We start from the raw sequence: 26,297 nt of genomic DNA on the forward strand, positions 1-26,297 counted from the left end.
TAGCCTGTCCCGGTGCTGACCGTGCAAGACGCCCTCATCCGCCTCCAGAAGTTCTGGACCGACCGCGGCTGCATGATCGTGCAGCCCAACAACACCGAGGTCGGGGCGGGAACCATGAACCCCGCCACCTTGATGCGGGTGCTCGGGCCGGAGCCGTGGCGGGTCGCCTACGTCGAGCCGTCGGTACGCCCCGATGACAGCCGGTATGGCGAGAACCCCAACCGCTTGCAGACGCACACGCAGTTCCAGGTCATCCTCAAGCCGGAGCCGGGCAACCCGCAGGAGCTCTACCTCGAGTCGCTCGAGGCCCTCGACATCGACATCCACGCACACGACATCCGCTTCGTCGAGGACAACTGGGCGCAGCCGGCGATCGGCGCCTGGGGCCTGGGCTGGGAGGTCTGGCTGGACGGCATGGAGATCACCCAGTTCACCTACTTCCAGCAGGTGGGCGGCCAGAACCTCGACCCGATCCCCGTCGAGCTCACCTACGGCATCGAGCGCATCATGATGGCGCAGCAAGGGGTTTCGCACTTCAAGGACATGCAGTACGCCCCCGGCATCATGTATGGCGAGGCCTTCGGCCAGCAGGAGTACGAGATGTCGCGCTACTACCTGGACGACGCCGACGTCGCGGTCAACCAGGAGTTCTTCGACCGCTACGTCGCCGAGGCGACGCGGATGATCGAGCAGCGGTTGCCGGTCCCGGCATACAACTACGTGCTGAAGTCGTCGCACGCGTTCAACGTCCTCGACGCCCGCGGCGCTATCTCGACCACCGAACGCGCCAAGGCGTTCTCGACCATGCGTGGCCTGGCGCGTGATGTCTCGAAGCTGTGGGTCGAGCGCCGTGAGGAGCTCGACTTCCCGCTCCTGAAGACCGAGGCGGCCAAGGTGCTGACCGGTTCCGCGGTACGCCACCCCGCCGACGACCCGGAGGACGTCGACCTCACGACGCTGCCGACCGACGACCAGACGCTGGCCGTCGAGATCGGCGTCGAGGAGTTGCCGCCGCACGTCGTCGACCAGGCGATCGACTTCGTCCGCACCTCGCTCACTGAGCGCCTGGACGCGACCCGGCTCACCCATGGCGCGATCGACGTCGTCGGCACACCGCGACGCATCGTCGCGACGGTGGCAGCGCTCTCCGCGCACGAGCCGGATGCCGAGAGCCTGCGCAAGGGCCCGAAAGTCGTTGCGGCGTATGACGACAAGGGCGAGCCGACCAAGGCCGCACAAGGCTTCGCGCGCGGTCAGAAGGTGGATCCGAGTGAGCTGATCCGCGCTGAATTCGACGGCGTCGAGCACGTCGCGGTCAGGATCACCGAGACCGGACGTGACGTGCTCACGGTCGCCGGCGGGATCATCGCCGAGATTGTCGAGGCACTGCGCGCCGACAAGAACATGCGGTGGGAGGACCCGCAGCTGTCCTACAGCCGTCCGGTCCGCTGGATCGTTGCGCTCTGGGGCGCGACCGTGGTCCCGGTGCACGCCTCCGAGCTGTCCGCCGGCCGCACCACCTACGTGCAGCGCACCGATGCGACACCGCTGGTCCGGGTCGAGGCGGCTGACCAACTGCGCAACGTGCTGGAGACACACGGATTGGTCATCGACCCGGTGCAGCGTCGGCAGCAGGTCATCGACCAGTCACGCGCCCTCGCCGAATCTGTCGGCGGAACAATCGATTTCGAGGGTGAGTCGGCGCTCGTCGACGAGATCACCAACCTCGTCGAGGAGCCGCACGCCATACTCGGAACGTATGGCGAGAAGCATCTCGAGCTGCCCGAGCAGATCCTGACGACGGTGATGCGCAAGCACCAGCGCTACTTGCCGGTGCGCGGCGCCGACGGCGCTTTGCTGCCCTACTTCGTCACGGTCGCCAACGGCGAATGCGACGACGAACTCGTCAAGCTCGGCAACGAGACGGTGCTGCGCGCTCGCTACGAGGATGCGGCCTTCTTCTACGACGCCGACCTGAAGCGGCCGGTGGCCGACCTGCGCACCGGCATCGGGAAACTGACCTTCGAGAACCGCCTCGGTTCGATGGCCGACCGCGCTGACCGCATCCACGACGTGGCCCGCGAGATCGCCTCGCAGCTGGAGCTTTCCGGCTCGGACGCGCAGGCGCTGGAGCGGGCGGGACAGCTCGCGAAGTTCGACCTGTCCAGCCAGATGGTGATCGAGCTGTCCTCGCTGGCCGGTTTCATGGCGCGCGAGTATGCGACGAAGGCGGGGGAGACCACGCAGGTCGCCCAGGCGCTGTGGGAGATGGAGTTGCCGCGCTCGACCGGCGACGCATTGCCGGAGTCGGTGCCCGGAGCCGTGCTGGCCCTCGCCGACCGCTTCGACCTGCTGACCGCGATGTTCGCGATCGGTGCCAAGCCGTCCGGCTCGTCGGACCCCTTCGCGCTGCGTCGCGCGGCACTCGGGTTGGTGTCCATCCTGCGCGGACACTCCGAGCTCGGCGCCGTCACTGTCGACGCCGGTCTGGCTGCGGCCGCAGCGCGACTGCGTCAGCAAGGCATCGAGGTCTCGGACGAATCCATCGCTGCAGCAAAGGAATTCATCGTCGGTCGGTTCGCCCAGCAACTGCGCGACGAGGGCGTGCCGGTGGGCCTGGTGGCCACCGTCACGCCCCTGGCCGCAGCGCCCGGCGTCGCATCCCAGGCACTCACGGACATCGAGACGGCGCGCCAGGACGACCGCTTCCCAGCGCTCGTCGAGGCGGTCCAGCGCATCACCCGGATCGTGCCGGAGGGCACGCCTGCGTCATACGACCGCGCACTGTTGGCCTCCGAGCCGGAGCAGGCGCTCGTTGTGTATGTCGACGAGCTGCCCGACCACGCGAACGACGCTCTGCCGCAATGGATCCCGGACGCTCTGCCGCTCGTCGCGCCCCTGGCGACATTCTTCGACGACGTCATGCTGATGGCGGATGACAAGACCTTGCGCGCCTCGCGCCTCGGTCTGGTGCAGACCATCGTCGAGCGGGCACCGCGCGGCATCGACTGGCGCGAGTTGAACTCCGCTCTCTAGGCCCCGTAGGCCTACTCGGTGCGGGCGAAGATGAGCGCGGTGTATGGCGGCAGCGTCACCCGGGCCATCGGCACCCCGTTGTGGTCCTGCGCGTCGGCATCACCGACCCAGGTGCCGGTGAAGCTGCTGCTGTAGACGGTGGCGTCGGTGTTGAGGACCAGTTTCCAACGCCCGACGGATGGGAACCGCACGCCGACGTTCTCGTGCGTGGCCCCACTCGCATTGACCACGACCGTGACGTCGTCGCCAGGCCCGCCGTCCATCCAGCGGTGGTAGGCGATCACCTTGGCGGCCTCGTCGACGTCGAGCGGCGCGACGTGCTGGCCGGACAGGCCGCGCGTCGTGTCGTCCCCGTTGCGGCGGAGCCGGATCAGGTCCTGGTGGAGCACCGCGATGCCGTGGAAGTCGCCCAGGGCGGACCAGTCGAGCGGCACGTTGTCCCGGAACCATTCGTCCTGAAGGAACTCCTGGCCCATGAAGAGCATGGGGATGCCCGGCGAGGTGAGGGTCAACGCCGCGCCCAAGGTGGACGCCTTCTGAGCCCGCGCGCTGCCGGGGTCGTCCGGGTCGGCCTCCTGGGGCACGCGGGCCTGGCCGTTGGCCACCTCGTCGTGCGACTCCGTGTAGATGACTCGCGCGAACGCGTCGCCATACGAGTAAGTGATTGCCTCGGCGACCGACGCCATCGAGCGTGACCCGTCGTCGGCGGGAATGATCGCGTCCCGGATCGGGTGGACGAAGTGGTTGTCCCACTGCGAGTGGAAGCCGGCGCCGCCGTCGGCGGTCGAGGTCACCGTCGGGTCTCCGTGCAGGTCCTCGGCGATCGACACGCAGTCGGGGAAGTCCCGGCGGATCTCGTCGTTGACCTCGCGGCACATCACGCGCCCTTCGGGGATGTTCTCCACCGTCGCGTCGACACTGCGGATGTATGGCGTCATGTCCCACCGCAACCCGTCCGCGTGGTAGCTGGCCAACCACATTCGCGCATTGTCCGCGATGAACTGACGCACCTCCTGACGGCCGTAGTCCGGGCGTGTGTCACCCCATGGTGTCGTCGACCGCCAGTCCTGGAAGAAGTAGATGCCGCCCTTGTCGTTCTCGCTCCATCCGTCGAACTGCCACATGTCGAGGTCGGACGGGCCGAAATGGTTGTAGACCACGTCGACGATCACGGCGATCCCGTGCTCGTGAGCGGACTTGACGAGTCGCTTGAGCGCGTCCGGCCCGCCATACGCGGACTCGACCGCGAACACGTGGGCCGGGTTGTAACCCCACGAGTAGTCACCGGCGAACTCCATCAGTGGCATCAGTTGGATCGCGTTGATGCCCAACGATTTCAGGTAACCGAGCTTCGCTGCAGCCTGGTCGAGCCGGCCGACGCTCTCGCCATCGGTGACGAATGATCCGACGTGCGTCTCGTAGATGACGAGTTCATTCATCGGTGGGCACCGGAAGTCATCGTCGTCCCAGTCGAAGGTGCTGTCGTCGTAGATGATGCCGTTGCCCACCGAATTGGTGCACTGGCGTGCGTAGGGGTCGATCCGTCGGGACACGGTGCCGCCATTGCTGATCGCGAACTTGTATTCGTGCCCCGGCGCCGCTCCGGCGACGTCCGCGCTCCAGACGTCGCCGTCACGGGTGAGCGGACTGGCCGAGTCGTTCCAGTCGTTGAAGTCGCCGACCACGGTCACGGACTCGGCGTGCGGAGCCCACACGCCGAACCTGGTCCCGCCGTCGTGCGGATGGGCACCGAGCCCGCGGAAGTCGACATCACTCATGGCCGCCACGATGCCAGATCGGCGTGACCGTAATGTTGGACCATGACCACTGAGCAACCCGGCTTCTCCACACGCGCCATCCACGCAGGGCAGGAGCCCGACCCTCGCACCGGAGCGGTCGTGCCCGCGATCTACCAGACGTCGACCTACAAACAGGACGGCGTCGGCGGGCTGCGGGACGGTTACGAATACTCCCGCTCGGGCAACCCGACTCGTTCGGCGCTCGAAGAGTGCATCGCTGCATTGGAAGGCGGCGCAAAGGGATTCGCGTTCTCGTCCGGCCTGGCCGCCGAGGACTGCATCATGCGCGCGATCCTGCGACCCGGCGAGCACATGATCATTCCCACCGATGCGTATGGCGGCACGTTCCGACTGGTCGACAAGGTGCAGAAGGTCTGGGGCGTCGACTACAGCCTGGCGAAGGTGTCGCAGGCGGACGCCATACGCGGTGAGATTCGTCCGGGCGTCACCAAACTGGTCTGGCTGGAGACGCCCACCAACCCGTTGCTCGGCATCGCCGACATCGCCGCGATCGCGCAGATCGCCCACGAGGCTGGGGCGTTGCTCGTCGTGGACAACACGTTCGCGTCGGCATACCTGCAGCAGCCGCTCAGCCTCGGTGCCGACATCGTCGTGCACTCGACCACGAAGTACTCCGGCGGGCACAGCGACGTCGTCGGGGGCGCAGTAGTCGTCGCCGAGGACATCGGCGTCCCCGAGTTCGCCGACGCGGCAGAGCGCGTCGGTTTCCACCAGAACTCCATGGGCGCGATCGCCGGGCCCTTCGACTCGTGGCTGGTGCTGCGCGGCCTGAAGACGCTCGCGGTCCGTATGGAGCGGCACTGCGACAACGCGGAGAAGGTCGTCGACTACCTGCGCGGGCGCAAGGACGTCACGCACATCTACTACCCGGGGCTGGACAGCCACCCCGGCCACGACATCGCCGCGAAGCAGATGCGCCGCTTCGGCGGCATGGTCAGCTTCCAGCTGGAAGGCGGCGAGCAGCACGCGGTCGACGCGATCGGCCGCACGAAGATCTGGACGCTGGGGGAGTCGCTCGGCGGCGTCGAGTCCCTCATCGAGCACCCGGGCCGGATGACGCACGCCAGCGTCGCCGGCACCGAGCTCGAGGTCCCGGCGGACCTCATCCGGTTGTCGGTCGGCCTGGAGGACCCGGACGACCTGATCGCCGACCTCGCGCAGGCCCTCGACGGCTGAGTCGGGTCCTCTGGCTCGTCGTGCCCATTCGACTCGACTCCTCGCACGACTGAAGGGGCTGCGCCGCGAACAAGTTCGCGGCGCAGCCCCTTCAGTCGTGGTCGTCGTCTCGCCGGGCGTCCGCTTGCCGTCCGGCGTGCCGGAGTCTCCCCGGTGTCGGGTCCGGTACGGGTACGTCGGCTCCGGCGTGCCGGAGTCTCCCCGGTGTCGGGTCCGGTACGGGTACGTCGGCTCCGGCGTGCCGGAGTCTCCCCGGTGTCGAGGTATGAGAAGCACGCGACATACAAACCCCGTTGACTCCCACCCCAAACGCGATATATCGTCATCTCGAACTCACGATATGTCGCGAAAAATGACAGGCCGGATGTCAGAGGTCCGTGAGACGGTTGAACGGCAGTCGGGACAAGGGAGACGACATGACCGACGCGGTCACAGCCGAGGGGCTGGTCAAGCACTACAAGGACGTGAAGGCCGTTGACGGCGTGAGCCTGCGAGTGCCTGAAGGCAGTGTGCTCGGAGTGCTCGGCCCCAACGGCGCCGGCAAGACGACCACGGTGCGCATGCTGACGACGTTGATCCGGCCCGATGCCGGGACGGCGACGGTGGCGGGCGCCGATGTGCTGCGCGACCCGCAGGCGGTCCGGCGGCAGATCGGGGTGTCCGGCCAATACGCGGCCGTGGATGAATACCTCACCGGCCGCGAAAATCTCGAGATGATCGGCCGGCTCTATCACCTGTCGGGCAAGGAGGCGAAGTCCCGGGCCGCTGAGCTGCTCGGCCAGTTCCGCCTCGAGGACGCCGCGGGGCGGCCGGCCAAGACCTACTCCGGGGGCATGCGGCGACGGCTCGATCTGGCCGGTGCCCTGGTCGCTCGGCCGCCGGTGATCTTCCTGGACGAGCCGACCACCGGCCTGGACCCGCGGGGCCGCGGCGACATGTGGGACGTCATCAACAACCTGGTCGGGCACGGCACCTCGGTCCTGCTCACGACGCAATACCTCGAGGAGGCCGACCGGCTGGCCGACAACATCGTGGTGATCGACCACGGGCAGATCATCGCTGAGGGCACCGCCGACGAGCTCAAGGCGCAGGTGGGTGGCGAGCGGCTCGAGGTGACGGTCGCCGACGCTGCTCGGCTGTCCGAGGCTGCGGAGATCATGCGCACGGTCGGTGCCGGAGCGACCGAGACCGACGAGCACACCCGGCGGCTGATCGTCCCCGTCAGCGGTGGCACCCAGTCGTTGCTGCAGGCGGTGCGCGCCTTCGACGATCAGTCGATCACGGTGCAGGACATCGGGATCCGCCGCCCCACGCTCGACGACGCCTTCCTCAGCCTGACCGGTCACAAGGCCGAGACGGACACCGAGCTCGAGTTGGTCGGTGAGTCCGCATGACGACGCCCAGCAGCTCCACCAGTGTGACCGAGACGCCGGTGGCATCATCCACCGGTGCGCCCCGGGAGGCACGCACCGGGAGCCTGATCGGAGACGGGCTGACCGTCGCCAAGCGCAACCTCATCAAGATCCGGCGAGTCCCCGACCTGCTGATCTTCACCACGTTGCAGCCGATCATGTTCGTGCTGCTCTTCGGCTACGTCTTCGGATCGTTGGCCGGCTCCGGTGCCTCGGTGCAGGCCGGTTACCGAGAGTTCATGATGGCCGGCATCTTCACCCAGACGATCATCTTCGGCGCGACCATCACCGGCTACATGATGGCCGAGGACATGCAGAAGGGCGTGATAGACAGGTTCCGCACCCTGCCGATGCATCCCAGCGCGGTGCTCTTCGGCCGCACGCTGACCGACGTGGTCAACAACATCGTCGTGCTGGTGGTCATGTCGGTCACCGGGCTGGTCATCGGTTGGCGGGTCCATGGTGGGCCGGTCAAGGCATTGTGGGCCTACGTGCTGATGCTGTTCTTCGCCTACGCGTTGTCATGGGTGTTCGCCTACATCGGCATGCGGGTGCGGTCACCGGAGGTCGTCAACAACGCGTCCTTCATGGTGATCTTCCCGGTGACCTTCATCGCCAACACCTTCGTGCCGTCCCAGAACATGCCGTCGGTGCTGAAGACCATCGCCGGGTGGAACCCCGTCTCGACGATCACCCAGTCCGCCCGGGAAAACTTTGGCAACCTCTACTCGATGCAGGCGCCGGGGCAGACCCACGCGCAGATCGACAAGCAGACGGCATACACGTGGGCGTTGCAGCACCCCAACCTCTACACGCTCATCTGGTCGGTCGCGCTGCTCGGGATCTTCCTGCCATTCGCGACCTCGGCATACAAGAAGGCCGTCGCGAAGTAGCACTGCAGCAGGTCGGAAATTGACCAGAACGGACTCGGGGGAGCAACGAAGGACGCCTCGCAGCGATCGCTGCGAGGCGTCCTTTGCGTCGTACGGCGGGACTAGCCGGTGTAGGCAGTCGCCTCCAGAACCTTGACGTCGATGGTCTTGCCGTTGGGCGCCTCGTAGGACACGCTGTCGCCGACCTTCGCGCCGTTGATGGCGTCGCCCAGCGGGGACTTCTCGCTATAGACGTCCAGCTGGGCGTCACCGGCGATCTCGCGGCTGCCGAGCAGGAATTTCTCCTTGTCACCGAACATCTCGACGGTGACGACCATGCCGGGGCTCACGGTGCCTTCGGTGGCGGAGGACTGGCCGACGACCGCATTGCGGAGCAACTCCTCGAGCTGGCGGATGCGGGCCTCCATCTTGCCCTGCTCCTCCTTGGCCGCGTGGTAGCCGCCGTTCTCCTTCAGGTCGCCCTCTTCGCGGGCTTCCTCGATCTTGGCCGCGATGTCGGAGCGGCCCTCGCCGGAGAGACGGTCAAGCTCAGCCTTCAGGCGGTCGTACGCCTCCTGGGTCAGGTAACTGGCCGATGCGTCAGCGGTGCTCATGACATCTCCTTAGGTCGATGGACCTGTCGAACCGGTGGTCAAACAATGAGGTCCGGGCCGCTCCGGCGCGTGGCTCGGATGCTGGTCCCAGACCTTGGGTATAACGGCCAACCATAGCACCGAGAACGGTGCGGTTCGAATCGGTTGCGGGAAGGGACGGACCCTCTGCTCAGCGGTATTCGCAGTGATCGACGAAACCGGTCACGGCCGTGTCAACGGTCGGGATCACCCGGGTGTATTCCGTCGTCCGGAAGTGGCTGGCGGGCAGGTCCACCGTGCGTACGCCGACCCGGTCGTGCTTGATGTCCTGCGCCTCGAGGCGGCAACGCACCGGCTTGTCGTCCTGATTGGTGACGTAGAACGTCACTTTGACGCTCCGGTCGTTGACCACGGTGAAGGGGCCGTTGTCCCAGCTCACGCCGCTGGTCGCGGAGATGCCCCACCAGACCGCGCCGGCCGTCATGATGAGCACTCCGATGGTGCCGATGATCCACCACGCGCGTTGCTCGGGTGGAATTCGGGGGACGGCCATGAAGTGAGAGAATAGGTCTCGAAGATCGACGGTCCACGGTCGCCCCCGAGCGCTACCGGCAGCTGACCGTCTCCTGAGCATTGTGGCAAGGAGGTTTATCGTGCGCAGGCGTTGCGAGTCGCAAGCTCCCGGCAACGCCACCGCACCACAAACCTCACGTGTTTATTCAGAATCAACTTCAAGGAGTGCAGCACGTGACTGAGGCCCTGCGCCTGATGGCAGTTCACGCCCACCCTGACGACGAGTCCAGCAAAGGGTCCGCCACGATGGCCCGCTACGTCGACGAAGGACACCCCGTGATGGTGGTGACCTGCACGGGTGGCGAGCGTGGCGACATACTCAATCCGCGGCTGAAGGGCAACGCCGACATCGCGCGTGACCTGCCCCAGGTCCGGCGGGCCGAGATGGCCAAGGCTCGCGAGATCCTGGGTGTCGAGCAGACCTGGTTGGGTTTCGTGGATTCCGGTCTGCCAGAAGGCGATCCGCTTCCTCCATTGCCGGAAGGCTGCTTCGCGCTGGAGCCGCTGGAGATCACCACCGAGGCACTGGTCCGGGCGATCCGCGAGTTCCGGCCACACGTCATCACGACGTATGACGAGAACGGTGGCTATCCCCACCCGGACCACATCATGACCCACGATGTGACGGTCGCGGCGTTCGAAGCAGCCGGCGACGCGGAGGCGTTCCCGCACGCCGGAGCACCGTGGCAACCGTTGAAGCTCTACTACGACCGCGGCTTCTCCAAGGCGAAGATGGTGGCCTTCCACGAGGCGCTGGTGGAGGAGGGGCGCGAGTCGCCATACGCCGAGTGGCTCAAGCACCGCGAGGACCGCCCCGAGGGCCGGGTCACCACCCGCGTCGAGTGCTCGAAGTACTTCCCGGTGCGCGAGCAGGCGCTACTGGCGCACGCGACCCAGATCGACCCCGACGGCAGTTTCTTCGCGCTGTCCCCGGCCGACCAGGCGCGGATCTGGCCGACCGAGGAGTTCGACGTGGCACGTTCCTTCGTTCCGGTCGCCGACGACGAGGACGATCTCTTCGCCGGTCTGCCGACCGACGTGGCGCGAGCCGATGCGATGGCGGCCACCGGAGCGCTCGGCGCACCGGTCGTGGACGACGTGAAACAACGAGTGACGCAGGAGGCGCACCATGGGTGACGGTGGCAACGAGAGTGTGGCGGTGACCGCCGGCTTCTGGGGCTTCGTGGTGCTCTTCGGACTGGCGATCGCCTGCTGGCTGCTGTTCCGCAGCATGAACAACCACCTGCGCAAGTCGCAGTGGCAGGAGGAGCAGGATCATCCGGTGCGGCAACGGATCCCGACGGCGCCCCGTCGCGCCACGGAGGCCGAGCCGACTCGGTCGAAGAAGGCCGCCGACCGCACGGACCCCGGCAAGGGCGACACCAACACCTGACGTGGCGATGTGCCGGCCGGCATGGTCAGGCCGACGCGTGCCCGTAGATCGCCATGGACGCGGCGATGTAGTGCGAGACGAACGCCACGACCGTGAAGGTGTGGAAGATCTCGTGGAAGCCGAACCACCGCGGTGACGGGTTGGGGCGTTTGGTGCCGTAGACGATCGCGCCGAGCGTGTAGAGGCCCCCGCCGACCGCGATCAACGTGATGATCGCCGGCCCGCCGGAGCGCATCAACGGGCCGAAGTAGAAGATCGCGACCCAGCCGAGCGCGACGTAGATCGGCGTGTAGAGCCAGCGCGGTGCGCCGACCCAGAACACCCGGAACAGCACCCCGAGGCCGGCGCCACCCCAGACCAGCAGGAGCAGGCTGAGGGCCTGGTTGCCGTGCAGCAGCATCAGCGCGAAGGGCGTGTAGGTGCCCGCGATGATGAGGAAGATGTTGGAGTGATCCATCCGCTTGAGCGTGCGATCCACCCGCGGTGACCAGGTGCCGCGGTGGTAGGCCGCCGAGGTGCCGAACAGCAGCACCGCGGTCAGCGCGAACACCGCGGCGCCGATGCGACCGCGGTCGCTGGGGGCCAGGCAGACCAGCACGATGCCTGCGGCGACCGCCAACGGCGTCATGCCGGCGTGCAACCAGCCACGCAGCTTGGGCTTGACTGCGCGCACCAACTCAATAGCGTCCTGCTGCAGTCCGCGGGCGGTCGACTCGGTCATGAGTCCAGGGTAGGGGTCTTTTCTGAGTGCAGTTCCCACTCACGGTCCACGACGCGTGCGTCGCGGCATACGCTGGGTGTCTGCAACGCCCGATGACAGGAAGGTGGGGGACGGCCGATGCGCATGAGCGATCTGCTCTATCTCGCGTATGAGCGACACGTGCGCAAGTCTCTCCCCGAGGAGAACCTCCCGCGACACGTCGGCGTGATGCTGGACGGCAATCGCCGCTGGGCGAAGGCGCGCGGTGCGCAGACCGCTGATGGTCACCGCGCCGGCGCCGACAACATCAAACCGCTGCTCGACTGGTGCGAGGAAGCAGGCGTCGAGGTCGTCACGCTGTGGCTGCTCTCGACCGACAACCTCAACCGCTCGCCGGCGGAGTTGAAGCCGTTGCTCGGCATCATCGAAGGAGCGGTCGAAGGCCTTGCCGCCGAGCAACGCTGGCGGCTGCACCCGGTGGGCGCACTGGACCTGCTCCCGGACACCACCGCCCAGGTGCTGAAGGAGTCCGCCGACAGCACCGCCGCCGTCGACGGCATGATCGTCAACATCGCCGTCGGGTATGGCGGCCGCCGGGAGATCGCCGATGCGGTCCGCGCCATGTTGCAGGAGCACGCGGCGCGTGGCACCTCGATCGAGCAGCTCGCCGAGACGCTCGACGTCGAGCACATCGCGGAGCACCTCTACACCAAGGGCCAACCGGATCCCGATCTGGTGATCCGGACGTCGGGGGAGCAGCGGCTCGGTGGGTTCCTGCTCTGGCAGAGCGCACACTCGGAGTTCTACTTCTGCGAGGCCTACTGGCCAGACTTCCGCAAGGTCGACTTCCTGCGTGCGTTGCGTGCGTATGCCGTGCGCGACCGCCGCCTCGGCAAGTAGGACCGCCCACTCACACGCTGCCCGGTTGGGCCACTCGGCATGGGGAGGGCTCAGCCGAAATGGGCTGTGATGGTTTGTGATTCGCGGTCGATAGTGACGTTGCCGCCATACGGCAGGAGCAGCTGCGGGCTGGTGTGGCCGAAGTCGACGTCGAGCGCGACAACCAGCTCCGGGTTGTACTCGGAGATCGCGCGCAGCACGGAGTCGCGGTGCTCGGACCGCAGCTGGGACGCCTGTTGCTCGGTCGCAGGGTGCTCGTGGTCGCTGACCGGGGGACGGCCCCAGAGCAGCGCTGACGCGACGCCCAGAAGGCCGCGCTCGCCGAGATTGCGCAGCAGCCGGTAGTTCTGCGCCGGCGTCGGGAGCTCCTCGTGCGGCTCGAGCAGGAGTATGGCACCGGCGTAGTCCTCGACCGGGCGCATCCACCGGTCCACCGCGAGCGTCCACTCGACGATCTCCAGGCACCCACCCCAGGTCGGCCCGGTGACGGAGCGCGGTGGCCCGCTCCAGGTCCACGGCTCGGCGGGCAGGTCCGGCGCGGCGTCGGTGAGCGCGCGCGGGTCGTCCCACCGGATGCCGAAGTCCCGGGTGCGTGCGGGTGGCGTCAGCCGGACATCGCCGCCGAAGAGCGCGACGCGCAGTGACTCCAGGTGCGCGGCGTCCGGCACCGGCCCGAGGTGCACCTGCGTCGACCCGCCATACACGCCCGCAATGCCTTGGTACCACAGGTAATTGAGCAGGTTGGTGTTGTCGCTGTAGGCCAGGAACCGCTTCGGGTTCGTCCGGATGATGTCCGCGTCCAAGTGTTTCAGGACGGTGATCTGGTCGTCGCCGCCGATGGTCGACATGATCGCCTTGATGCTCGGGTCGGCGAACGCGGCATTCACATCGGCTGCGCGCTCGGCCGGTGAGCTGTCGCGCCGAGTGGTCGGGAATTCCACCGGCTCCAGCCCGAACTCGCTGCGCAGCCGCTCCAGCGCCTGCTCGTGTATGGCGGGGAAGTGCGCCGGCGCGGCCCAGCTCGGCGACAGGATCGCAATGCGATCGCCGGGTCGCAGGGGCGGAGGCAGCACGGGCGTGGTCATGCCCGCCATCCAAGCGGGCACCGGCGAGCACCAGCAACCGGATTCGCCCGGCAACGGACACTCGAGCGGGGACGGCGCCTGTGATTTTTGGTGCTGTTGGGGCCAGTGTGACCAACCGGTCGACGAGCAGCCGACCTGCCGGTGAACACTCGGCGGGTGGCTCGCGTGTCATGCGGTGTGTCGCCTGGTGATCGGGGGAAGCAGTCGTAATGTCGACGGTGACGCAACGCGATCCCCGTGCTGCGTTCGGGAGGCCCGAGATGGAGCGATCTTCGCTCCGGACGAAGGGCCGGCACCGGCCCTCATGGGCCCGGTCCCGGCACTTGGTCCGAGAGTAGGTCACACGGCGAGACATGCCGCGTGACTGGAGGAGATCGTCATGGCTACCAGCTCCCAGCCCTCCCCTTCGACGTCCACCGTCAAGTCCGCCAGCGGCATACGCACCTATGTGCTCGACACGTCGGTGCTGTTGTCCGATCCACGGGCGATGACCCGTTTCGCCGAGCACGAGGTCGTGCTTCCGGTGGTGGTCGTGACTGAGCTCGAAGCGAAGCGTCACCACCCTGAGCTGGGCTACTTCGCCCGCAGTGCGCTGCGTGCCCTGGACGATCTGAGAGCGACGCACGGCAGGCTCGACTCCGCCGTCCCGATCGGGGACGGTGGCACCTTGCGGGTGGAGCTCAACCACACCGACCCGCAGTCGCTGCCGAGCGGATTTCGCTTGGGGGACAACGACACTCGCATTCTGGCGGTGGCCCGCAACCTGGCCAACGAGGGCAACGACGTGACCGTCGTCAGCAAGGACATGCCGATGCGGGTCAAGGCGTCAGCGGTCGGGCTGCACGCGGACGAATACCGCGCCGAGCTCGCTGTCGACTCCGGATGGACCGGCACCACCGAGCTGGACGTCCCGCCCGAGGTGCTCGACACCTTGTATGACGAGGGCAGCGCCGAGATCCCGGAGGCGGCGGACCTGCCGACCAACACCGGCGTGGTCATGCTGGGCGCCGGCAGCAGCAGTGCGCTCGGCCGGGTGATGGCCGACAAGTCGGTGCGGCTGGTGCGCGGTGACCGCGACGCGTTCGGGCTGCACGGCCGTTCGGCTGAGCAGCGCATCGCACTCGACCTGTTGCTCGACCCCGACGTCGGCATCGTCAGTCTCGGCGGTCGGGCGGGGACCGGTAAGTCCGCGCTCGCGCTGTGCGCCGGCCTGGAAGCCGTGATGGAGCGCCGCCAGCACAGCAAGGTGATCGTCTTCCGGCCGTTGTATGCCGTCGGTGGCCAGGAGCTGGGCTACCTGCCCGGCACCGAGAACGAGAAGATGGGCCCGTGGGCCCAAGCGGTCTTCGACACCCTGGGCGCGGTCGTCTCACGGGAGGTGACCGAGGAGGTCATGGATCGCGGACTGCTGGAGGTGCTCCCGCTGACCCACATCCGCGGCCGGTCGTTGCACGACGCCTTCGTCGTGGTCGACGAGGCGCAGTCGCTGGAGCGCGGGGTGCTGCTGACCGTGCTGTCCCGCATCGGTCAGAACTCCCGGATCGTGCTCACCCACGACGTCGCCCAGCGCGACAACCTCCGGGTCGGCCGGCACGACGGAGTCGCCGCCGTGATCGAGAAGCTCAAGGGCCACCCGCTCTTCGGGCACGTGACCCTGCACCGTAGCGAGCGCAGCCCGATCGCCGCCCTGGTGACCGATCTGCTGGAAGGATCGGACTCCTGACGGGCTCGGACCGCAAAAGTTTTGACCCGGTTATCTCGTTTCGGTAACGCCACGTCATACTTTCGCGTAACGTACCTGCGGACGCGCTCGAAAGGCCCGCAACCCGAGAGGGTTCGAGCCGGTTGATCCCCCTGGATCGGCCCGTCGCGAGCGCGGCAGAGTGATGCGACAGGACCCTCTGGTGCTGTCGCATTGCTCTGCCGGTTTGCGGGCGCGTTGGCCATGTCTCCCCCCGAAAGGCTGCCGCCACATGTCTCGTCCCGTGGGACGTCACCGCGCCCGTCGCGACACCGGGATCGGCGCCCTACGCCGACCGGCCGTTGCAGCAACCGCAGCGATCTCGACCGTGTCGGTCGCAGCTGCGGCGTATTCCACGGCGGCGAGCGCCAACGCCACCGTCGCCGGCACGGCGCAGGCACACTTGGTGCTGGGTGCTCCGGCCACCACGTCGACGGCGCTGCGCGCCGCCAACTCCGGTGTGGCCGCCGACGGTCAGGCCCAGGCAGCCGCCGCGTTGCAGGCCGTGAGCGCCCGCCGGGCCGCCGACGCGAAGTCGCGCTCGGCCGCGGCCAAGCGCGCGAGCGCCGCGAGCAAATTGCGCACCGCTGCCGAGTCCAGCGCTGCGGCCGCCAAGAAGTCGGCTGCCGAGAAGGCAGCGGCGGAGAAGGCTGCCGCCAAGAAGGCCGCTGAGCAGAAGGCGGCCGCGGCCAAGCGCGAGCAGGCGCCCAGCTCCTCCCGGAGCAGTTCGCGGCCGCCGGCCGCCACGTTCAGCGGCAGCCCGCAGGCCTACGCCTCCTCGATGTTGCCGTCCTACGGCTGGGACCAGGGCCAGATGAGCTGCCTGGTCAGCCTCTGGAACCGCGAGTCCGGCTGGAACGCCAGTGCCACCAACCCGTCGTCCGGTGCCTACGGCATCCCGCAGTCGCTGCCCGGCAGCAAGATGGCCAGTGCCGGCGCCGACTGGCGCACCAACCCGGCGACGCAGATCCGCTGGGGACTCGGCTACATCAAGGCGACCTACGGCTCGCCGTGCGGTGCTTGGGGCCACTCCCAGGCCACCGGCTGGTACTAGTTCACCCCACGAAGTTTCTCCCCCGCTTCGTCACCCACGAAGTTCCCCCCGCTCCGCTCCTCCGACACTTCGTGGGGACCCCGACTCCGCCCCACGGAGGCTCCCAACGCGAAACGCCGACCGATGGCTGACCCGGACACTCTCGACCGACGGGCTATTTTGGGCAACATGCTCCTGCACAAGCGCTGGTTCGTGGCGGTCTACTGGATCGTCGCGGTCGTGCTGATCGCTGTCGGCGGTGGGCTCGGGGCGAAATGGGGCGACAGTGAGGCGCCGACCTTCAACAACAAGGAGAAGGGCTCGGTCCCGGCCAACGGCGTCTCGCACATGCTCTACCAGGTCTTCGGCGGCGTCCTGCTGGCACTGGTCGTGGCGGCTGTCTTCGCCGGCGTCTGGCTCTTGTTGTGGGTGCGTAGCCGTCGCGTCGAGCCGCCGTACGACGACTCCGAGGACGACGATGCCGACACGATGTCGGTCGACGACGTCGAGGGGATGTTCTCCGACGAGGACGACGAGGACGCCGAACTCGCCGTAGCGGACGAGGACAACGAGCTCGGTGCGGAGGACGACGCCGAGTCGTATGACGACGAGGACGACGAACTCCCGTATGACGGCGAGGAGTACCCGGCCCGACCGGACGCCCGCTGACGGTCGCTCAGATCTTCCGCAACCGGACCCGCGTCACGTTGTGGTCGGCGTCCTTGCGCAACACCAGGGTCGCCCGGCTGCGGGTGGGCGCGACGTTGTGCTCGAGGTTCGGGCCGTTGGTCGTCTCCCAGATCTGCCCGGCGCGTTCGACGGCCTGCTCGTCGGTCAGTGCGGCATACCGGTGGAAGTAGGAGTTCGGGTCCGCGAACGCGGTCTGCCGCCAGCGCAGGAAGCGCTCGACGTACCACTGCTTGATGTGCTCCTCGCGGGCGTCGACGAAAACCGAGAAGTCGAAGAAATCGGAGACCGCCAGCGTGCCGCGCTGGTCGATGGTGGGCGCTGACGGCTGCAGCACGTTGAGGCCCTCCACGATCAGCACGTCCGGCTGCTCCAGGGTGATGTGCTCGTCCGGGACGATGTCGTAGCTCAGGTGCGAATACACCGGCGCCGTCACGTGTTTGGCTCCGGATTTGACCTCGGTAAGGAAGCGGATCAGCTTCCGGCGATCGTAGGACTCCGGAAAGCCTTTGCGCTGCAACAGGTTCCGGCGTTCCAGCTCAGCGTTGGGGAAGAGGAAACCGTCAGTGGTCACCAGGTCGACACGCGGCGTGCCCGGCCAGCGGGCGAGCAGCTCACGCAGGATGCGTGCGGTGGTCGACTTCCCGACCGCGACCGATCCCGCGATACCGATCACGAACGGTGTGCGTGCCGGTCGCTCGCCGAGGAAGTCGGTGGTGACCCGGTGCAGCCGACCCGTCGCGGCCACGAAGATGTTGAGCAGCCGGGACAGCGGCAGGTAGATGTCCTCGACCTCCGGCAGGTCCAACCGGTCTCCGGTGCTGCGCAGTCGCCGCACGTCCTCGGCGGTGAGGCTCATCGGGTGGGAGTCACGCAGGCCGGCCCAGGCGGCACGGTCGAACTCGAGATAGGGCGACGGCACAGGGATGCGGCTGCGAGACACGACCGCCATTGTCCACGAAACGTTGGTCGCGCGTTCGAAGCCCTCGCGCCGGGGCGCCTCCACGGCGCAGCGCGTCCATCGGGTTCAATTGCCCTCATGAAGTTGAATGAGCACGGGCGCAGCCGCTCCACGACGCGTTGGAACGACAGGGAGCTCGCGACCTGTCCTTCCGGCGCGAAGTGAGCCGGCCATGTGTGGAATCGTCGGGTATGTCGGCTCGCAGGTGAGTTCTCGAGCGCAGGACGTGGTGATGGAGGGCCTGGCCCGACTCGAATACCGCGGTTATGACTCGGCCGGGATAGCACTGGTCGCGGATGGCGCCATCGAGAGCCGCAAGCGCTCGGGCAAGCTCGCCAACCTCATCAGCGACATCGGTCAGCACCCGCTGGCGGCCTCGAGCACCGCGATAGGGCACACCCGGTGGGCGACCCACGGTGGTCCGACCGACGCCAACGCGCACCCGCACCTGGGCGGCCCGGACGGCAAGCTGGCGCTGATCCACAACGGCATCATCGAGAACTTCCACGCGCTGCGCACCGAACTGCTCGAAGCCGGTGTGGAGTTCGCCTCCGAGACGGACACGGAGGTCGTGGCACACCTGCTGGCCCGCGCGTATGACGGCGACCTGACCACCGCGATGCGCGCGGTCGTCGCGCGGCTGGAGGGCGCCTTCACCCTGCTCGCGGTCCACGTCGACCAGCCCGGTGTCGTGGTCGGCGCCCGGCGCAACAGTCCGCTCGTGGTCGGTCTCGGCGAGGGCGAGAACTTCCTCGGCTCCGATGTCGCCGCCTTCATCGGCTACACCCGCGAGGCGATGGAGCTGGAGCAGGACCAGATCGTCACCATCACTCCTGACCGCGTCGAGGTCATCGGCTTCGACGGTGAGTCCGCCAAGGGCAAGACCTTCCACGTCGACTGGGACGCTGCCGCCGCCGAGAAGGGCGGCCACGAGTGGTTCATGGAGAAGGAGATCCACGAGCAGCCCCAGGCTGTCGCCGACACGCTGCTGGGCCGGACCGACGAGACCGGCGCGCTGGTGCTCGACGAGTTGCGCATCTCCGAGGAGCAGTTGCGGAACGTCGACCGGATCACCTTCGTGGCGTGCGGCACTGCGGCATACGCCGGGATGGTCGCGAAATACGCGATCGAACGCTGGACGCGGATCCCCGTAGAGGTCGCGCTCGCCCACGAGTTCCGCTACTGCGACCCGATCGCCGACGAGCGCACGCTGGTCGTGTCGATCAGTCAGTCCGGCGAGACGATGGACACGCTGATGGCGGTGAAGCACGCGCATGACCTGGGCGCGTTGACCGTGTCGATCTGCAATACGCACGGCGCGACCATCCCGCGCGAGTCCGACGCCGTCCTCTACACGCACGCCGGTCCCGAGATCGCGGTCGCGTCGACCAAGGGCTTCCTGGCCCAGATCACCGCCTGCTACCTGCTCGGTCTCTACCTCGCCCAGTTGCGTGGCGAGTCGTACGCCGACGACGCCCGAGTGGTCCTCACCGAGTTGCACGAGACCCCGGACCGGATCGCCGAGGTACTGGACCGCCTGGACCGGGTCCGCGAGATCGCGCACTTCATGGCCGACACCCGCTCGGTCCTCTTCCTGGGGCGCCACGTCGGCTACCCGATCGCGCTCGAGGGCGCGCTGAAGCTGAAGGAACTCGCCTACATCCACGCCGAGGGTTTCGCCGCCGGCGAGCTGAAGCACGGCCCGATCGCGCTGATCGAGCCCGGCCAGCCGGTCTTCATCGTGGTGCCCGGTCCGGACACCCCGCACGGGTTGCACGGCAAGGTCGTCTCCAACATCCAGGAGATCCGCGCCCGAGGAGCTCGCACCATCGTCATCGCACAGGACGGCGACACTGCGGTCGAGCCCTTCGCCGACGAGGTGATCAGGGTGCCCCGCACGTCACCGATGCTGCAGCCGCTGCTGACCGCGGTGCCGCTGCAGGTCTTCGCGATGGAGCTGGCCAACGCCAAGGGCCTGGACGTCGACCAGCCGCGCAACCTGGCCAAGTCGGTGACCGTGGAATGACCGACCATGCTGGTCGGGTAGCCCCCCGCGAGCTTGCTCGCTCCTGGCGTATCGAGACCTCGTGATCGTCGGGGTCGGCATCGACGTCGTCGACGTGGAGCGCTTCACCGCCAAGCTCGGCGCGACACCACGGCTGCTGGAGCGACTGTTCGCCGTGCAGGAACGCGACCTGCCTCCCACCTCCCTCGCCGGCCGGTTCGCCGCCAAAGAGGCCCTCGCCAAGGCGCTCGGCGCGCCGGTCGGGCTGCACTGGACCGACGCGGTCGTGGTCAAGGACGAGATCGGCAAGCCCTCGTGGGAGCTGGCAGGTTCGGTTGCGGCGCGCGCCGAGGCGCTCGGCATACGGTCGATGCACCTGTCGATCTCACACGACGCCGGGATCGCCTCAGCGGTCGTCGTCGCCGAGAGCTGACGGCCGCAGCACCTCCCGGCACCAGGTCCGGAAGTCGGTCGCCGCGATCTTGGCGGTAGCCCAGTCCGCGTCGTAGATGCCGTTGTCCTGTGCGGCGAACATCTCCGTCATGTCCTGGACCGCCTGGTCGCTCGCTCCGCGCGAGCGGAGCATCGATGCGAAGTCGTCCATGGTGATTCGGCGGTAGGAGACGGGTCGACCGAGTTCTTCACCGATGACGGCTGCCATCTCGTCGGGCGTCAGCCGGTCGGGTCCGAACACCGGGACGTTCTCCTGACCGGTCCAGGACCGGTCGGTGAGCAGGTCGGCCGCGTGCTCGGCGATGTCGCGGGTAGCGATGGAGGCCAGCGGTTGATCGGCGGCGCAGGTCAGGTAGAACGCTCCCTCGTCACGGATCGCGTCGAGCTGGCCGAGCAGGTTCTCCATGTAGAAGGGCAGCGACAACGCCCGGTATGGCGCTCCCGACGCCGCCAGCTCGGAGTCCATCCGGAAGGCGGCGGACAGCACGCCTGCCGACCCCTCGAAGTCGTGGCCGGCGCTGGTGACGCCGACCACGTGCGGTGTGCCGTTGCGCGCGATGGCAGCGGCGCCGGCTCGCGCGAACGCGAGGTAGTGCTCGGCCGCACTCGGTGCGGTCGGGTTCGGCGGAACGAGCCAGAACAATGCGTCCGCACCGGCGAGTGCCTTGTCCAGCACGACGGGATCGTCGTGGCTGCCCTCGACGATCTGGACACGGTCGCGTATGGCGCCGTCCAGCCGTGCGGCGTCGCGGACGATGACCCGTAGTTGCTCGTCCTGGGCGAGCAACCGAGCGACCAGCCGGCGACCGATCTGACCGGTAGGGGTGGTGGTGACGATCATGCGATCTCCTAAGATGAACCGGAACTCAGGTTCCGAATATAGGTCGGAGGGCCGAACCGGTCAACTACAGTGGAGCAACCATGAGCGCTTCCGAACGTCCGCTGCGTGCCGACGCACGACGCAACCGCGAGTCGGTCCTCGACGCGGCCGGCGAGCTCTTCGCCGAGCGGGGCGACGCCGTGCAGATGGACGAGATCGCCGAGCGTGCCGGGCTGGGGGTGGGCACCGTCTACCGGCACTTCGCGGACAAGCAGGCCCTGCTCGCCGCGATCATCGGCCGTCGTTTCGAGGCGATGACCGAGTCGGCCCGTGCGGCCGACGACTCGGAGGAGCCGGGGACGGCGTTCGAGGAACTGCTGCACACCTACCTGGAATCAGCGCAGGCCGACGCGGGATTCCGCTTCGCCCTGCTCGGCCCGGAAGAACCGAGCTGGGTCCAGATCGCGAGCGAGAAGACCGACTTCGGCGAGATCATCGAGCGCGTCGTGCAGCGCGCGGTCGATGCCGGCTGGCTCCGTGCGGACTTCAGCGCCCAGGACTTCGTCCTGATCTCCCGTGGCGCGATGGCGAACATGACCGGCGCCGACGACTGGCGCCGCTACGTCGAGCTGATGTTGGAGGGCGTTCGCGGTCCGGACCCTCAGTGACCGCCGCGGCGTTGCGGGCCGGAGGCCCTATCGTCGGACCATGATCACGGCGTATGACGTGGCGGCCGTTCGTGCCGCCGAGGACGCGGTCCGACGGACTCTTGCCGACGGGGAGCTGATGCAGCGTGCTGCGAGCGGCCTGGCCGACGTCGCGGCCGCGCGGATGGCGGAGGAGGACGCCGAACGGGTCGTGGTGCTCGCCGGCAGCGGGGACAACGGCGGTGATGCCCTGTATGCCGCCGCCCGGCTCGCCGAGGACGCGGACGTCACCGCGGTCCTGGTCGGCTCTCGCGCGCACGAGGCCGCGCTGGCCGCGGCGCAGGGGGCCGGCGTCGACGTCCTCGAATGGCGCTCCGGAGTCTCGCCGGCGGACGTTCGCGAGGCGCTCGCGTCCGCCGAGCTGGTGATCGACGGGATCCTGGGGATCGGCGGCCGGCCCGGGCTGCCGCCGCACCTGAGCGACGTGCCGGATCTGATCCCGGAGGACGCGCTGGTCCTGGCGGTCGACCTGCCCTCCGGTCTCGACCCGGCGGGCGACATACGCAGCGACGCGATCTTCGCGGACGAGACGGTGACCTTCAGCCTGGCCAAACCGGTGCACCTGATGCCGGCGACGGAGCAGGCGATCGGCCTGCTCACCGTGCTCGACATCGGCGTGCCCGATCCGGACATGCCTGCGGTGCAACGGTTTTCACACACCGATGTCGCGGGCTCCTGGCCGGTGCCCGCGCCCGGGGACGACAAATACTCCCGGGGTGTGCTCGGCGTCATCACCGGCGGCGAGCACTACACCGGTGCGGCACTGATGTCGGTCACCGCGGCCGTCACCGCAGGCGTGGGCATGGTTCGGTACGTCGGGCCTGACGCACCCACGAACCTGCTGCGGCAGGCGGCGCCCGAAGCCGTCTTCGGTGTCGGCCGTGTGCAGGCGTGGGCGATCGGATCCGGCATGGACGTCGACGACGCCTCCCCGGAGCAGTTGTCGGCCGCTCGGGATGCCCTGGCATCCGACCTACCGGTGCTGCTCGACGCAGGCGGCCTGGATCTGTTGGAGCGTCCCCGGTCGGCGCCGACGTTGCTGACCCCGCATGCGGGCGAGTTGCTCCGGCTGGCGCAGCGGCTCGGCATAGGAGCGACGGACGGTGGGGAGTTGGCAGCGGACGACGTACACCGCGCGCCCACCGTGGTCGCGCGCGAGGTGGCGGACCGGTTGGAGTGCACGGTCCTGGTCAAAGGTGCGGTGACCGCGGTGGTGCCGCCGACCGCCACCGGGCAGCCGATCCACACCCAGGCCGACGGACCGGCCTGGCTGGCGACAGCCGGCAGCGGAGATGTGCTGGCCGGGGTGTGCGGGGCACTGCTGGCGGCCGGACTCGACCCGTTGCGTGCCGGCGCACTCGGTGCGCTGGTGCACGGAGTCGCGGGGGACCGGGCCAACCCCGGCGGTCCGGTGAGGGCGATGGACATCGCCCACGAGGTGGGCCGCACCGTCGCGCACCTGCTGCGGCTTCCCGGCTGATCACCTCACGAAGTCGGCGAGGTGTCACACTTGCCCCTGTGAATCACCAGCCGGCAACATCGCGAAACACCGATGCGAGGGACTCGGGGTCCCCGCGAAGTATCGGAGGAGCGAAGCGGGGGAGAACTTCGTGGGGTGAGTTTGCTCCCGCGCGGGTGACGGTGGATCTCGACGCGATCGCCCACAACGTCGGGGTGCTGCAGCAGCACGCGGGCGACGCGATGGTGATGGCCGTCGTGAAGGGGGACGCCTACGGACACGGGCTCGTCCCGAGCGCCCGGGCCGCCCTGCGCGGCGGGGCGCGCTGGCTCGGCGTCGCACAGTTGCAGGAGGCCCTCGCTCTGCGCAGCGCCGGCGTCACCGCACCGCTGCTGAGTTGGCTGCACGCCCCCGGGGTGGATTTCGCCCGCGCGATCGAGGCCGACATCGACCTGGGCGTGCCCGCGGTCTGGGAGATCGACGCGATCGCGGCCGCGGCGCGGGAGACCGGCCGCGTCGCCAGGGTGCAGCTGAAGGTCGACACCGGCCTGGCCCGCAACGGCGCCTTCGGCCCGGACTGGCCGATGCTCGTGCAGGCTGCGCAGCGCCACGTCGCAGACGGAACCCTCAAGGTGACAGGCGTTTTCACGCATTTCGCCTTCGCAGACGTGCCCCATCACCCGACGGTGCAGGCGCAACAGGTGCGGTTCGCCGATGCGGTGCGTGACTGCGAACGCGCCGGCTTCGACCTCGAGGTGCGGCACATGTCCAACTCGGCGGCGACGCTCACCACGCCGAAGGCCGCCTGGGACATGGTGCGCCCGGGGTTGGCCGTCTACGGCCTCTCGCCGGTGCCCGACATCGGCGGGTCGTCCCGCTTCGGGTTGATCCCGGCGATGACGATGAGTGCGAATGTGACTGTTACCAAACGGGTTCCGATCGGTCAGGGCGTCAGCTACAGCCACACCTACGTCACGCCACGGGAGACCACCCTGGTCGACGTCCCGTGCGGGTATGCCGACGGGGTCCCGCGGGCCGCCTCGTCCAAGGGGCCCGTGCTGATCGGCGGGCGGCGCTTCACCGTCTCCGGTCGCGTCTGCATGGACCAGTTCGTCGTCGACGTCGGCGATCTGCCGGTGCAGGCCGGTGACGACGTCGTGCTCTTCGGCAACGGCGCCGACGGTGGTCCCACTGCTCAGGACTGGGCGGAGGTCACCGACACCATCAGCTACGAGATCGTCACCCGCACGAGCTCTCGGCTGCCGCGCATCTACCTCGGCGACACGAATGAGCGCTAGGCGCGGACTGATCGGTGTGGGCATCGGTGTCGCCGCGGCCGGCGCCGCAACGGCTGCCGGTGTGGCCACCGAACGGGTGCTGCGTTCGCGTCGGCGGCGAGTGGGGACGCCGTCCCCGCCGGACGATCCCGAGCTGGAGCAGCGCGGTTCCGTGGTCGTCGCCGACGACGGCGTGCCGCTCTACGTCGAGATCGAGGAGCCGACCGGCGCTGCGAAGGACCCGGGGTCCCCGCGAGGTATCGGAGGATCGAAGCGGGGGAGAACTTCGTGGGGTCGGGCCACCGTGCTGCTGGTGCACGGCTATGCACACAGCCACGCGATCTGGGCGCAGCAGCGCCGGGACATCACCGGAGCCGGTTACCGGGTGGTCTGCGTGGACCTGCGTGGTCACGGCAGATCCGGCGAGGGCGACGACGCGTCATACACGATCGCGCAGTTGGGCCGTGACCTCGCGGCCGTGATCGAGCAGACGACCCCGACCGGGCCCATCGCACTCGTCGGACACTCGATGGGCGGTATGGCGCTCATGGCACTCGCCGAGCAACGCTCGCAGGTGGTGCGGGATCGCGTCGTCGGCGTCGCGCTGATCAGCACCAGTGCCGGCGGCATGTCCGAGGTGGACTTCGGGCTCGGCAGGCAACTCGGCGGGGTCGTGCACCGGCTCGGCCCGGCCGCCGTCGCACGCGCCGACAAGCGACCGCAGACCTTCAACGCGGCGCGACTACTCGGACGTAACGTGGAATCCGCTCTCGTGCACCGGTATTCGTTCGGTGGTCCGGTCCCGAAGGACGTCATACGCGAAGTCGCCGAGATGATCTTCGGCACCCGTTTGCACGTGATCGGCGCGTTCCTGCCCACCTTGATCGAGCACGATCGCGAGGCGGCATTGCCGGTCTTCGATGGGATCGAGACACTCATCGTGCACGGCACGCGCGACCGGATGACTCCCATCGCGCACGGAGAGCGGCTCGCCCGATCGTTGCAGGGCGCCGAGCTGGTGGTGGTCAAGGGCGCGGGACACGTGCTGCCCCTGGAGTCGCCCGAGTTGGTCAGCGCGGAGCTGCTGGCGTTCCTGGAGCGTGCCGAGCGATCGGTGGTCGACCGATGAGCGTCCGGGTCCGTCTGGAGGACGCCGATGCCACGCAGCAGTGGGGTGCGCGCCTCGGTGCGTTGCTGCGGGCGGGTGACCTGCTGGTCCTGACCGGCGGTCTCGGCGCGGGCAAGACGACGTTGACCCAGGGGATCGCGGCCGGGCTCGGAGTGCGTGGACCGATCACCTCGCCGACCTTCGTGATCTCCCGGATCCACCCGTCACTCGTCGGGGGACCGGCGCTGGTGCACGTCGACGCCTACCGGCTCGGCGGCTCCGACGAGCTCGACGACCTCGACCTCGACGCCGACATCGCGCGAGCCGTCACCGTCGTCGAATGGGGTTCGGGCCTGGCCGAGGACCTGGCCGACGCCCACCTGGAGCTGGTGCTCGAGCCGGACGGTGACGCCCGCGTGGTGACCCTCCTGCCAACCGGTGAGCGCTTCGCGGACCTGGTGCGGGGACTGTCCACGGACTGACGCG

At 68.3% G+C, this 26,297-nt stretch carries 24 protein-coding genes; 17 read left to right on the plus strand and 7 right to left on the minus strand.

The window, feature by feature from the left end:
• Window positions 1–12 precede the first annotated feature (12 nt).
• Complete coding sequence (locus tag IEX71_RS21165; protein ID WP_188839078.1) at window positions 13–3,036, plus strand: glycine--tRNA ligase; 3,024 nt, start codon at window positions 13–15, stop codon at window positions 3,034–3,036.
• A gap of 11 nt (window positions 3,037–3,047) precedes the next feature.
• Here IEX71_RS21165 and IEX71_RS21170 read toward each other — a convergent pair whose 3' ends face one another.
• The gene (locus tag IEX71_RS21170) at window positions 3,048–4,814 is read right to left on the minus strand and encodes an alpha-amylase family glycosyl hydrolase (protein ID WP_188839079.1); all 1,767 of its coding nucleotides are present in this window, start codon (window positions 4,812–4,814) and stop codon (window positions 3,048–3,050) included.
• A gap of 42 nt (window positions 4,815–4,856) precedes the next feature.
• On the opposite strand from IEX71_RS21170, the gene IEX71_RS21175 reads away from it, so the two are divergent.
• From IEX71_RS21175 to IEX71_RS21185, 3 genes are all read left to right on the plus strand, one after another.
• On the plus strand, window positions 4,857–6,032 hold the full coding sequence (locus IEX71_RS21175) for a cystathionine gamma-synthase (RefSeq protein WP_188839080.1): 1,176 nt from the start codon (window positions 4,857–4,859) through the stop codon (window positions 6,030–6,032).
• A 416-nt stretch (window positions 6,033–6,448) separates the two neighbouring features.
• Complete coding sequence (locus tag IEX71_RS21180; protein WP_188839081.1) at window positions 6,449–7,426, plus strand: ATP-binding cassette domain-containing protein; 978 nt, start codon at window positions 6,449–6,451, stop codon at window positions 7,424–7,426.
• On the plus strand, window positions 7,423–8,337 hold the full coding sequence (locus tag IEX71_RS21185) for an ABC transporter permease (protein ID WP_188839082.1): 915 nt from the start codon (window positions 7,423–7,425) through the stop codon (window positions 8,335–8,337). The genes IEX71_RS21180 and IEX71_RS21185 overlap by 4 nt, the downstream gene beginning before the upstream one ends.
• A gap of 101 nt (window positions 8,338–8,438) precedes the next feature.
• Here IEX71_RS21185 and greA read toward each other — a convergent pair whose 3' ends face one another.
• Window positions 8,439–8,930: a transcription elongation factor GreA gene (greA, locus tag IEX71_RS21190; RefSeq protein WP_188839083.1), complete on the minus strand. Its 492-nt coding sequence runs from the start codon at window positions 8,928–8,930 to the stop codon at window positions 8,439–8,441.
• 169 nt (window positions 8,931–9,099) lie between these two features.
• Window positions 9,100–9,462, minus strand: coding sequence for a DUF4307 domain-containing protein (locus IEX71_RS21195; protein WP_188839084.1), 363 nt, complete (start codon window positions 9,460–9,462; stop codon window positions 9,100–9,102).
• Window positions 9,463–9,656: 194 nt separating this feature from the next.
• On the opposite strand from IEX71_RS21195, the gene mca reads away from it, so the two are divergent.
• Window positions 9,657–10,619 carry a mycothiol conjugate amidase Mca gene (gene mca, locus IEX71_RS21200; RefSeq protein ID WP_229749937.1) on the plus strand — a complete coding sequence of 321 codons (963 nt, stop codon included), beginning with the start codon at window positions 9,657–9,659 and terminating at the stop codon, window positions 10,617–10,619.
• Window positions 10,612–10,875 carry a hypothetical protein gene (locus IEX71_RS21205; protein ID WP_188839085.1) on the plus strand — a complete coding sequence of 88 codons (264 nt, stop codon included), beginning with the start codon at window positions 10,612–10,614 and terminating at the stop codon, window positions 10,873–10,875. Before mca ends, IEX71_RS21205 begins: the two co-directional genes overlap by 8 nt.
• Before the next feature lie 25 nt (window positions 10,876–10,900).
• On the opposite strand, the gene trhA is transcribed toward IEX71_RS21205, so the two are convergent.
• Window positions 10,901–11,596, minus strand: a complete 696-nt coding sequence (gene trhA, locus IEX71_RS21210; RefSeq protein WP_188839086.1) for a PAQR family membrane homeostasis protein TrhA — start codon at window positions 11,594–11,596, stop codon at window positions 10,901–10,903.
• Window positions 11,597–11,713: 117 nt separating this feature from the next.
• Here trhA and IEX71_RS21215 point away from each other — a divergent pair, with 117 nt between their 5' ends.
• Entirely contained in the window at window positions 11,714–12,475 is a 762-nt protein-coding gene (locus IEX71_RS21215; RefSeq protein ID WP_188839087.1) for an isoprenyl transferase, read from the plus strand.
• 50 nt (window positions 12,476–12,525) lie between these two features.
• On the opposite strand, the gene IEX71_RS21220 is transcribed toward IEX71_RS21215, so the two are convergent.
• The gene (locus IEX71_RS21220) at window positions 12,526–13,560 is read right to left on the minus strand and encodes a S66 peptidase family protein (RefSeq protein ID WP_188839088.1); all 1,035 of its coding nucleotides are present in this window, start codon (window positions 13,558–13,560) and stop codon (window positions 12,526–12,528) included.
• 379 nt (window positions 13,561–13,939) lie between these two features.
• Between IEX71_RS21220 and phoH2 the strand changes: the two genes are divergently transcribed.
• The 3 genes from phoH2 to IEX71_RS21235 all read left to right on the plus strand — a co-directional run bounded on the left by phoH2 (window position 13,940) and on the right by IEX71_RS21235 (window position 17,003).
• Window positions 13,940–15,283 carry an RNA 5'-3' helicase PhoH2 gene (gene phoH2 / locus IEX71_RS21225; protein ID WP_188839089.1) on the plus strand — a complete coding sequence of 448 codons (1,344 nt, stop codon included), beginning with the start codon at window positions 13,940–13,942 and terminating at the stop codon, window positions 15,281–15,283.
• Window positions 15,284–15,533: 250 nt separating this feature from the next.
• On the plus strand, window positions 15,534–16,355 hold the full coding sequence (locus IEX71_RS21230; RefSeq protein WP_188839090.1) for an aggregation-promoting factor C-terminal-like domain-containing protein: 822 nt from the start codon (window positions 15,534–15,536) through the stop codon (window positions 16,353–16,355).
• A gap of 168 nt (window positions 16,356–16,523) precedes the next feature.
• Window positions 16,524–17,003, plus strand: a complete 480-nt coding sequence (locus IEX71_RS21235; RefSeq protein WP_188839091.1) for a hypothetical protein — start codon at window positions 16,524–16,526, stop codon at window positions 17,001–17,003.
• A 7-nt stretch (window positions 17,004–17,010) separates the two neighbouring features.
• Here the strand turns inward: IEX71_RS21235 and coaA are convergent, their stop codons facing one another.
• Entirely contained in the window at window positions 17,011–17,973 is a 963-nt protein-coding gene (gene coaA / locus IEX71_RS21240) for a type I pantothenate kinase (protein ID WP_188839092.1), read from the minus strand.
• A gap of 181 nt (window positions 17,974–18,154) precedes the next feature.
• Here coaA and glmS point away from each other — a divergent pair, with 181 nt between their 5' ends.
• On the plus strand, window positions 18,155–20,008 hold the full coding sequence (gene glmS, locus IEX71_RS21245) for a glutamine--fructose-6-phosphate transaminase (isomerizing) (RefSeq protein WP_188839093.1): 1,854 nt from the start codon (window positions 18,155–18,157) through the stop codon (window positions 20,006–20,008).
• A gap of 61 nt (window positions 20,009–20,069) precedes the next feature.
• Window positions 20,070–20,420, plus strand: coding sequence for a holo-ACP synthase (locus IEX71_RS21250; RefSeq protein WP_188839094.1), 351 nt, complete (start codon window positions 20,070–20,072; stop codon window positions 20,418–20,420).
• Here the strand turns inward: IEX71_RS21250 and IEX71_RS21255 are convergent.
• Window positions 20,394–21,281, minus strand: coding sequence for an NmrA family NAD(P)-binding protein (locus tag IEX71_RS21255; protein ID WP_188839095.1), 888 nt, complete (start codon window positions 21,279–21,281; stop codon window positions 20,394–20,396). The two genes, IEX71_RS21250 and IEX71_RS21255, sit on opposite strands and share 27 nt — an antisense overlap.
• Window positions 21,282–21,361: 80 nt before the next feature.
• Between IEX71_RS21255 and IEX71_RS21260 the strand changes: the two genes are divergently transcribed.
• The 5 genes from IEX71_RS21260 to tsaE all read left to right on the plus strand — a co-directional run bounded on the left by IEX71_RS21260 (window position 21,362) and on the right by tsaE (window position 26,293).
• A complete protein-coding gene (locus tag IEX71_RS21260; RefSeq protein WP_188839096.1) occupies window positions 21,362–21,928 on the plus strand; it encodes a TetR/AcrR family transcriptional regulator in 567 nt (188 codons plus the stop codon).
• 40 nt (window positions 21,929–21,968) lie between these two features.
• Complete coding sequence (locus IEX71_RS21265) at window positions 21,969–23,447, plus strand: bifunctional ADP-dependent NAD(P)H-hydrate dehydratase/NAD(P)H-hydrate epimerase (RefSeq protein WP_188839097.1); 1,479 nt, start codon at window positions 21,969–21,971, stop codon at window positions 23,445–23,447.
• Between the two features lie 155 nt (window positions 23,448–23,602).
• On the plus strand, window positions 23,603–24,724 hold the full coding sequence (alr, locus tag IEX71_RS21270; RefSeq protein WP_229749938.1) for an alanine racemase: 1,122 nt from the start codon (window positions 23,603–23,605) through the stop codon (window positions 24,722–24,724).
• Window positions 24,714–25,832, plus strand: a complete 1,119-nt coding sequence (locus IEX71_RS21275; RefSeq protein WP_188839098.1) for an alpha/beta fold hydrolase — start codon at window positions 24,714–24,716, stop codon at window positions 25,830–25,832. The genes alr and IEX71_RS21275 overlap by 11 nt, the downstream gene beginning before the upstream one ends.
• Window positions 25,829–26,293: a tRNA (adenosine(37)-N6)-threonylcarbamoyltransferase complex ATPase subunit type 1 TsaE gene (gene tsaE, locus IEX71_RS21280; RefSeq protein ID WP_188839099.1), complete on the plus strand. Its 465-nt coding sequence runs from the start codon at window positions 25,829–25,831 to the stop codon at window positions 26,291–26,293. Before IEX71_RS21275 ends, tsaE begins: the two co-directional genes overlap by 4 nt.
• Window positions 26,294–26,297 lie beyond the last annotated feature (4 nt).

It is taken from the genome of Flexivirga endophytica (genome assembly GCF_014640635.1).
In the GTDB taxonomy this organism is placed as follows: Bacteria; Actinomycetota; Actinomycetes; order Actinomycetales; family Dermatophilaceae; genus Flexivirga; species Flexivirga endophytica.

What these genes read in the sequence shown, in the direction of transcription:
- phoH2 (WP_188839089.1), top strand. Translation starts at nt 13,940, where the DNA reads ATGGCTACCAGCTCCCAGCCCTCCCCTTCGACGTCCACCGTCAAGTCC.
- IEX71_RS21170 (WP_188839079.1), bottom strand. Translation starts at nt 4,814, where the DNA reads ATGAGTGATGTCGACTTCCGCGGGCTCGGTGCCCATCCGCACGACGGC.
- IEX71_RS21195 (WP_188839084.1), bottom strand. Translation starts at nt 9,462, where the DNA reads ATGGCCGTCCCCCGAATTCCACCCGAGCAACGCGCGTGGTGGATCATC.
- coaA (WP_188839092.1), bottom strand. Translation starts at nt 17,973, where the DNA reads ATGGCGGTCGTGTCTCGCAGCCGCATCCCTGTGCCGTCGCCCTATCTC.
- tsaE (WP_188839099.1), top strand. Translation starts at nt 25,829, where the DNA reads ATGAGCGTCCGGGTCCGTCTGGAGGACGCCGATGCCACGCAGCAGTGG.
- IEX71_RS21185 (WP_188839082.1), top strand. Translation starts at nt 7,423, where the DNA reads ATGACGACGCCCAGCAGCTCCACCAGTGTGACCGAGACGCCGGTGGCA.
- IEX71_RS21205 (WP_188839085.1), top strand. Translation starts at nt 10,612, where the DNA reads ATGGGTGACGGTGGCAACGAGAGTGTGGCGGTGACCGCCGGCTTCTGG.
- greA (WP_188839083.1), bottom strand. Translation starts at nt 8,930, where the DNA reads ATGAGCACCGCTGACGCATCGGCCAGTTACCTGACCCAGGAGGCGTAC.
- IEX71_RS21215 (WP_188839087.1), top strand. Translation starts at nt 11,714, where the DNA reads ATGCGCATGAGCGATCTGCTCTATCTCGCGTATGAGCGACACGTGCGC.
- IEX71_RS21260 (WP_188839096.1), top strand. Translation starts at nt 21,362, where the DNA reads ATGAGCGCTTCCGAACGTCCGCTGCGTGCCGACGCACGACGCAACCGC.
- IEX71_RS21275 (WP_188839098.1), top strand. Translation starts at nt 24,714, where the DNA reads ATGAGCGCTAGGCGCGGACTGATCGGTGTGGGCATCGGTGTCGCCGCG.
- IEX71_RS21175 (WP_188839080.1), top strand. Translation starts at nt 4,857, where the DNA reads ATGACCACTGAGCAACCCGGCTTCTCCACACGCGCCATCCACGCAGGG.
- glmS (WP_188839093.1), top strand. Translation starts at nt 18,155, where the DNA reads ATGTGTGGAATCGTCGGGTATGTCGGCTCGCAGGTGAGTTCTCGAGCG.
- IEX71_RS21230 (WP_188839090.1), top strand. Translation starts at nt 15,534, where the DNA reads ATGTCTCGTCCCGTGGGACGTCACCGCGCCCGTCGCGACACCGGGATC.
- IEX71_RS21220 (WP_188839088.1), bottom strand. Translation starts at nt 13,560, where the DNA reads ATGACCACGCCCGTGCTGCCTCCGCCCCTGCGACCCGGCGATCGCATT.
- IEX71_RS21235 (WP_188839091.1), top strand. Translation starts at nt 16,524, where the DNA reads ATGCTCCTGCACAAGCGCTGGTTCGTGGCGGTCTACTGGATCGTCGCG.
- IEX71_RS21265 (WP_188839097.1), top strand. Translation starts at nt 21,969, where the DNA reads ATGATCACGGCGTATGACGTGGCGGCCGTTCGTGCCGCCGAGGACGCG.
- trhA (WP_188839086.1), bottom strand. Translation starts at nt 11,596, where the DNA reads ATGACCGAGTCGACCGCCCGCGGACTGCAGCAGGACGCTATTGAGTTG.
- IEX71_RS21255 (WP_188839095.1), bottom strand. Translation starts at nt 21,281, where the DNA reads ATGATCGTCACCACCACCCCTACCGGTCAGATCGGTCGCCGGCTGGTC.
- IEX71_RS21180 (WP_188839081.1), top strand. Translation starts at nt 6,449, where the DNA reads ATGACCGACGCGGTCACAGCCGAGGGGCTGGTCAAGCACTACAAGGAC.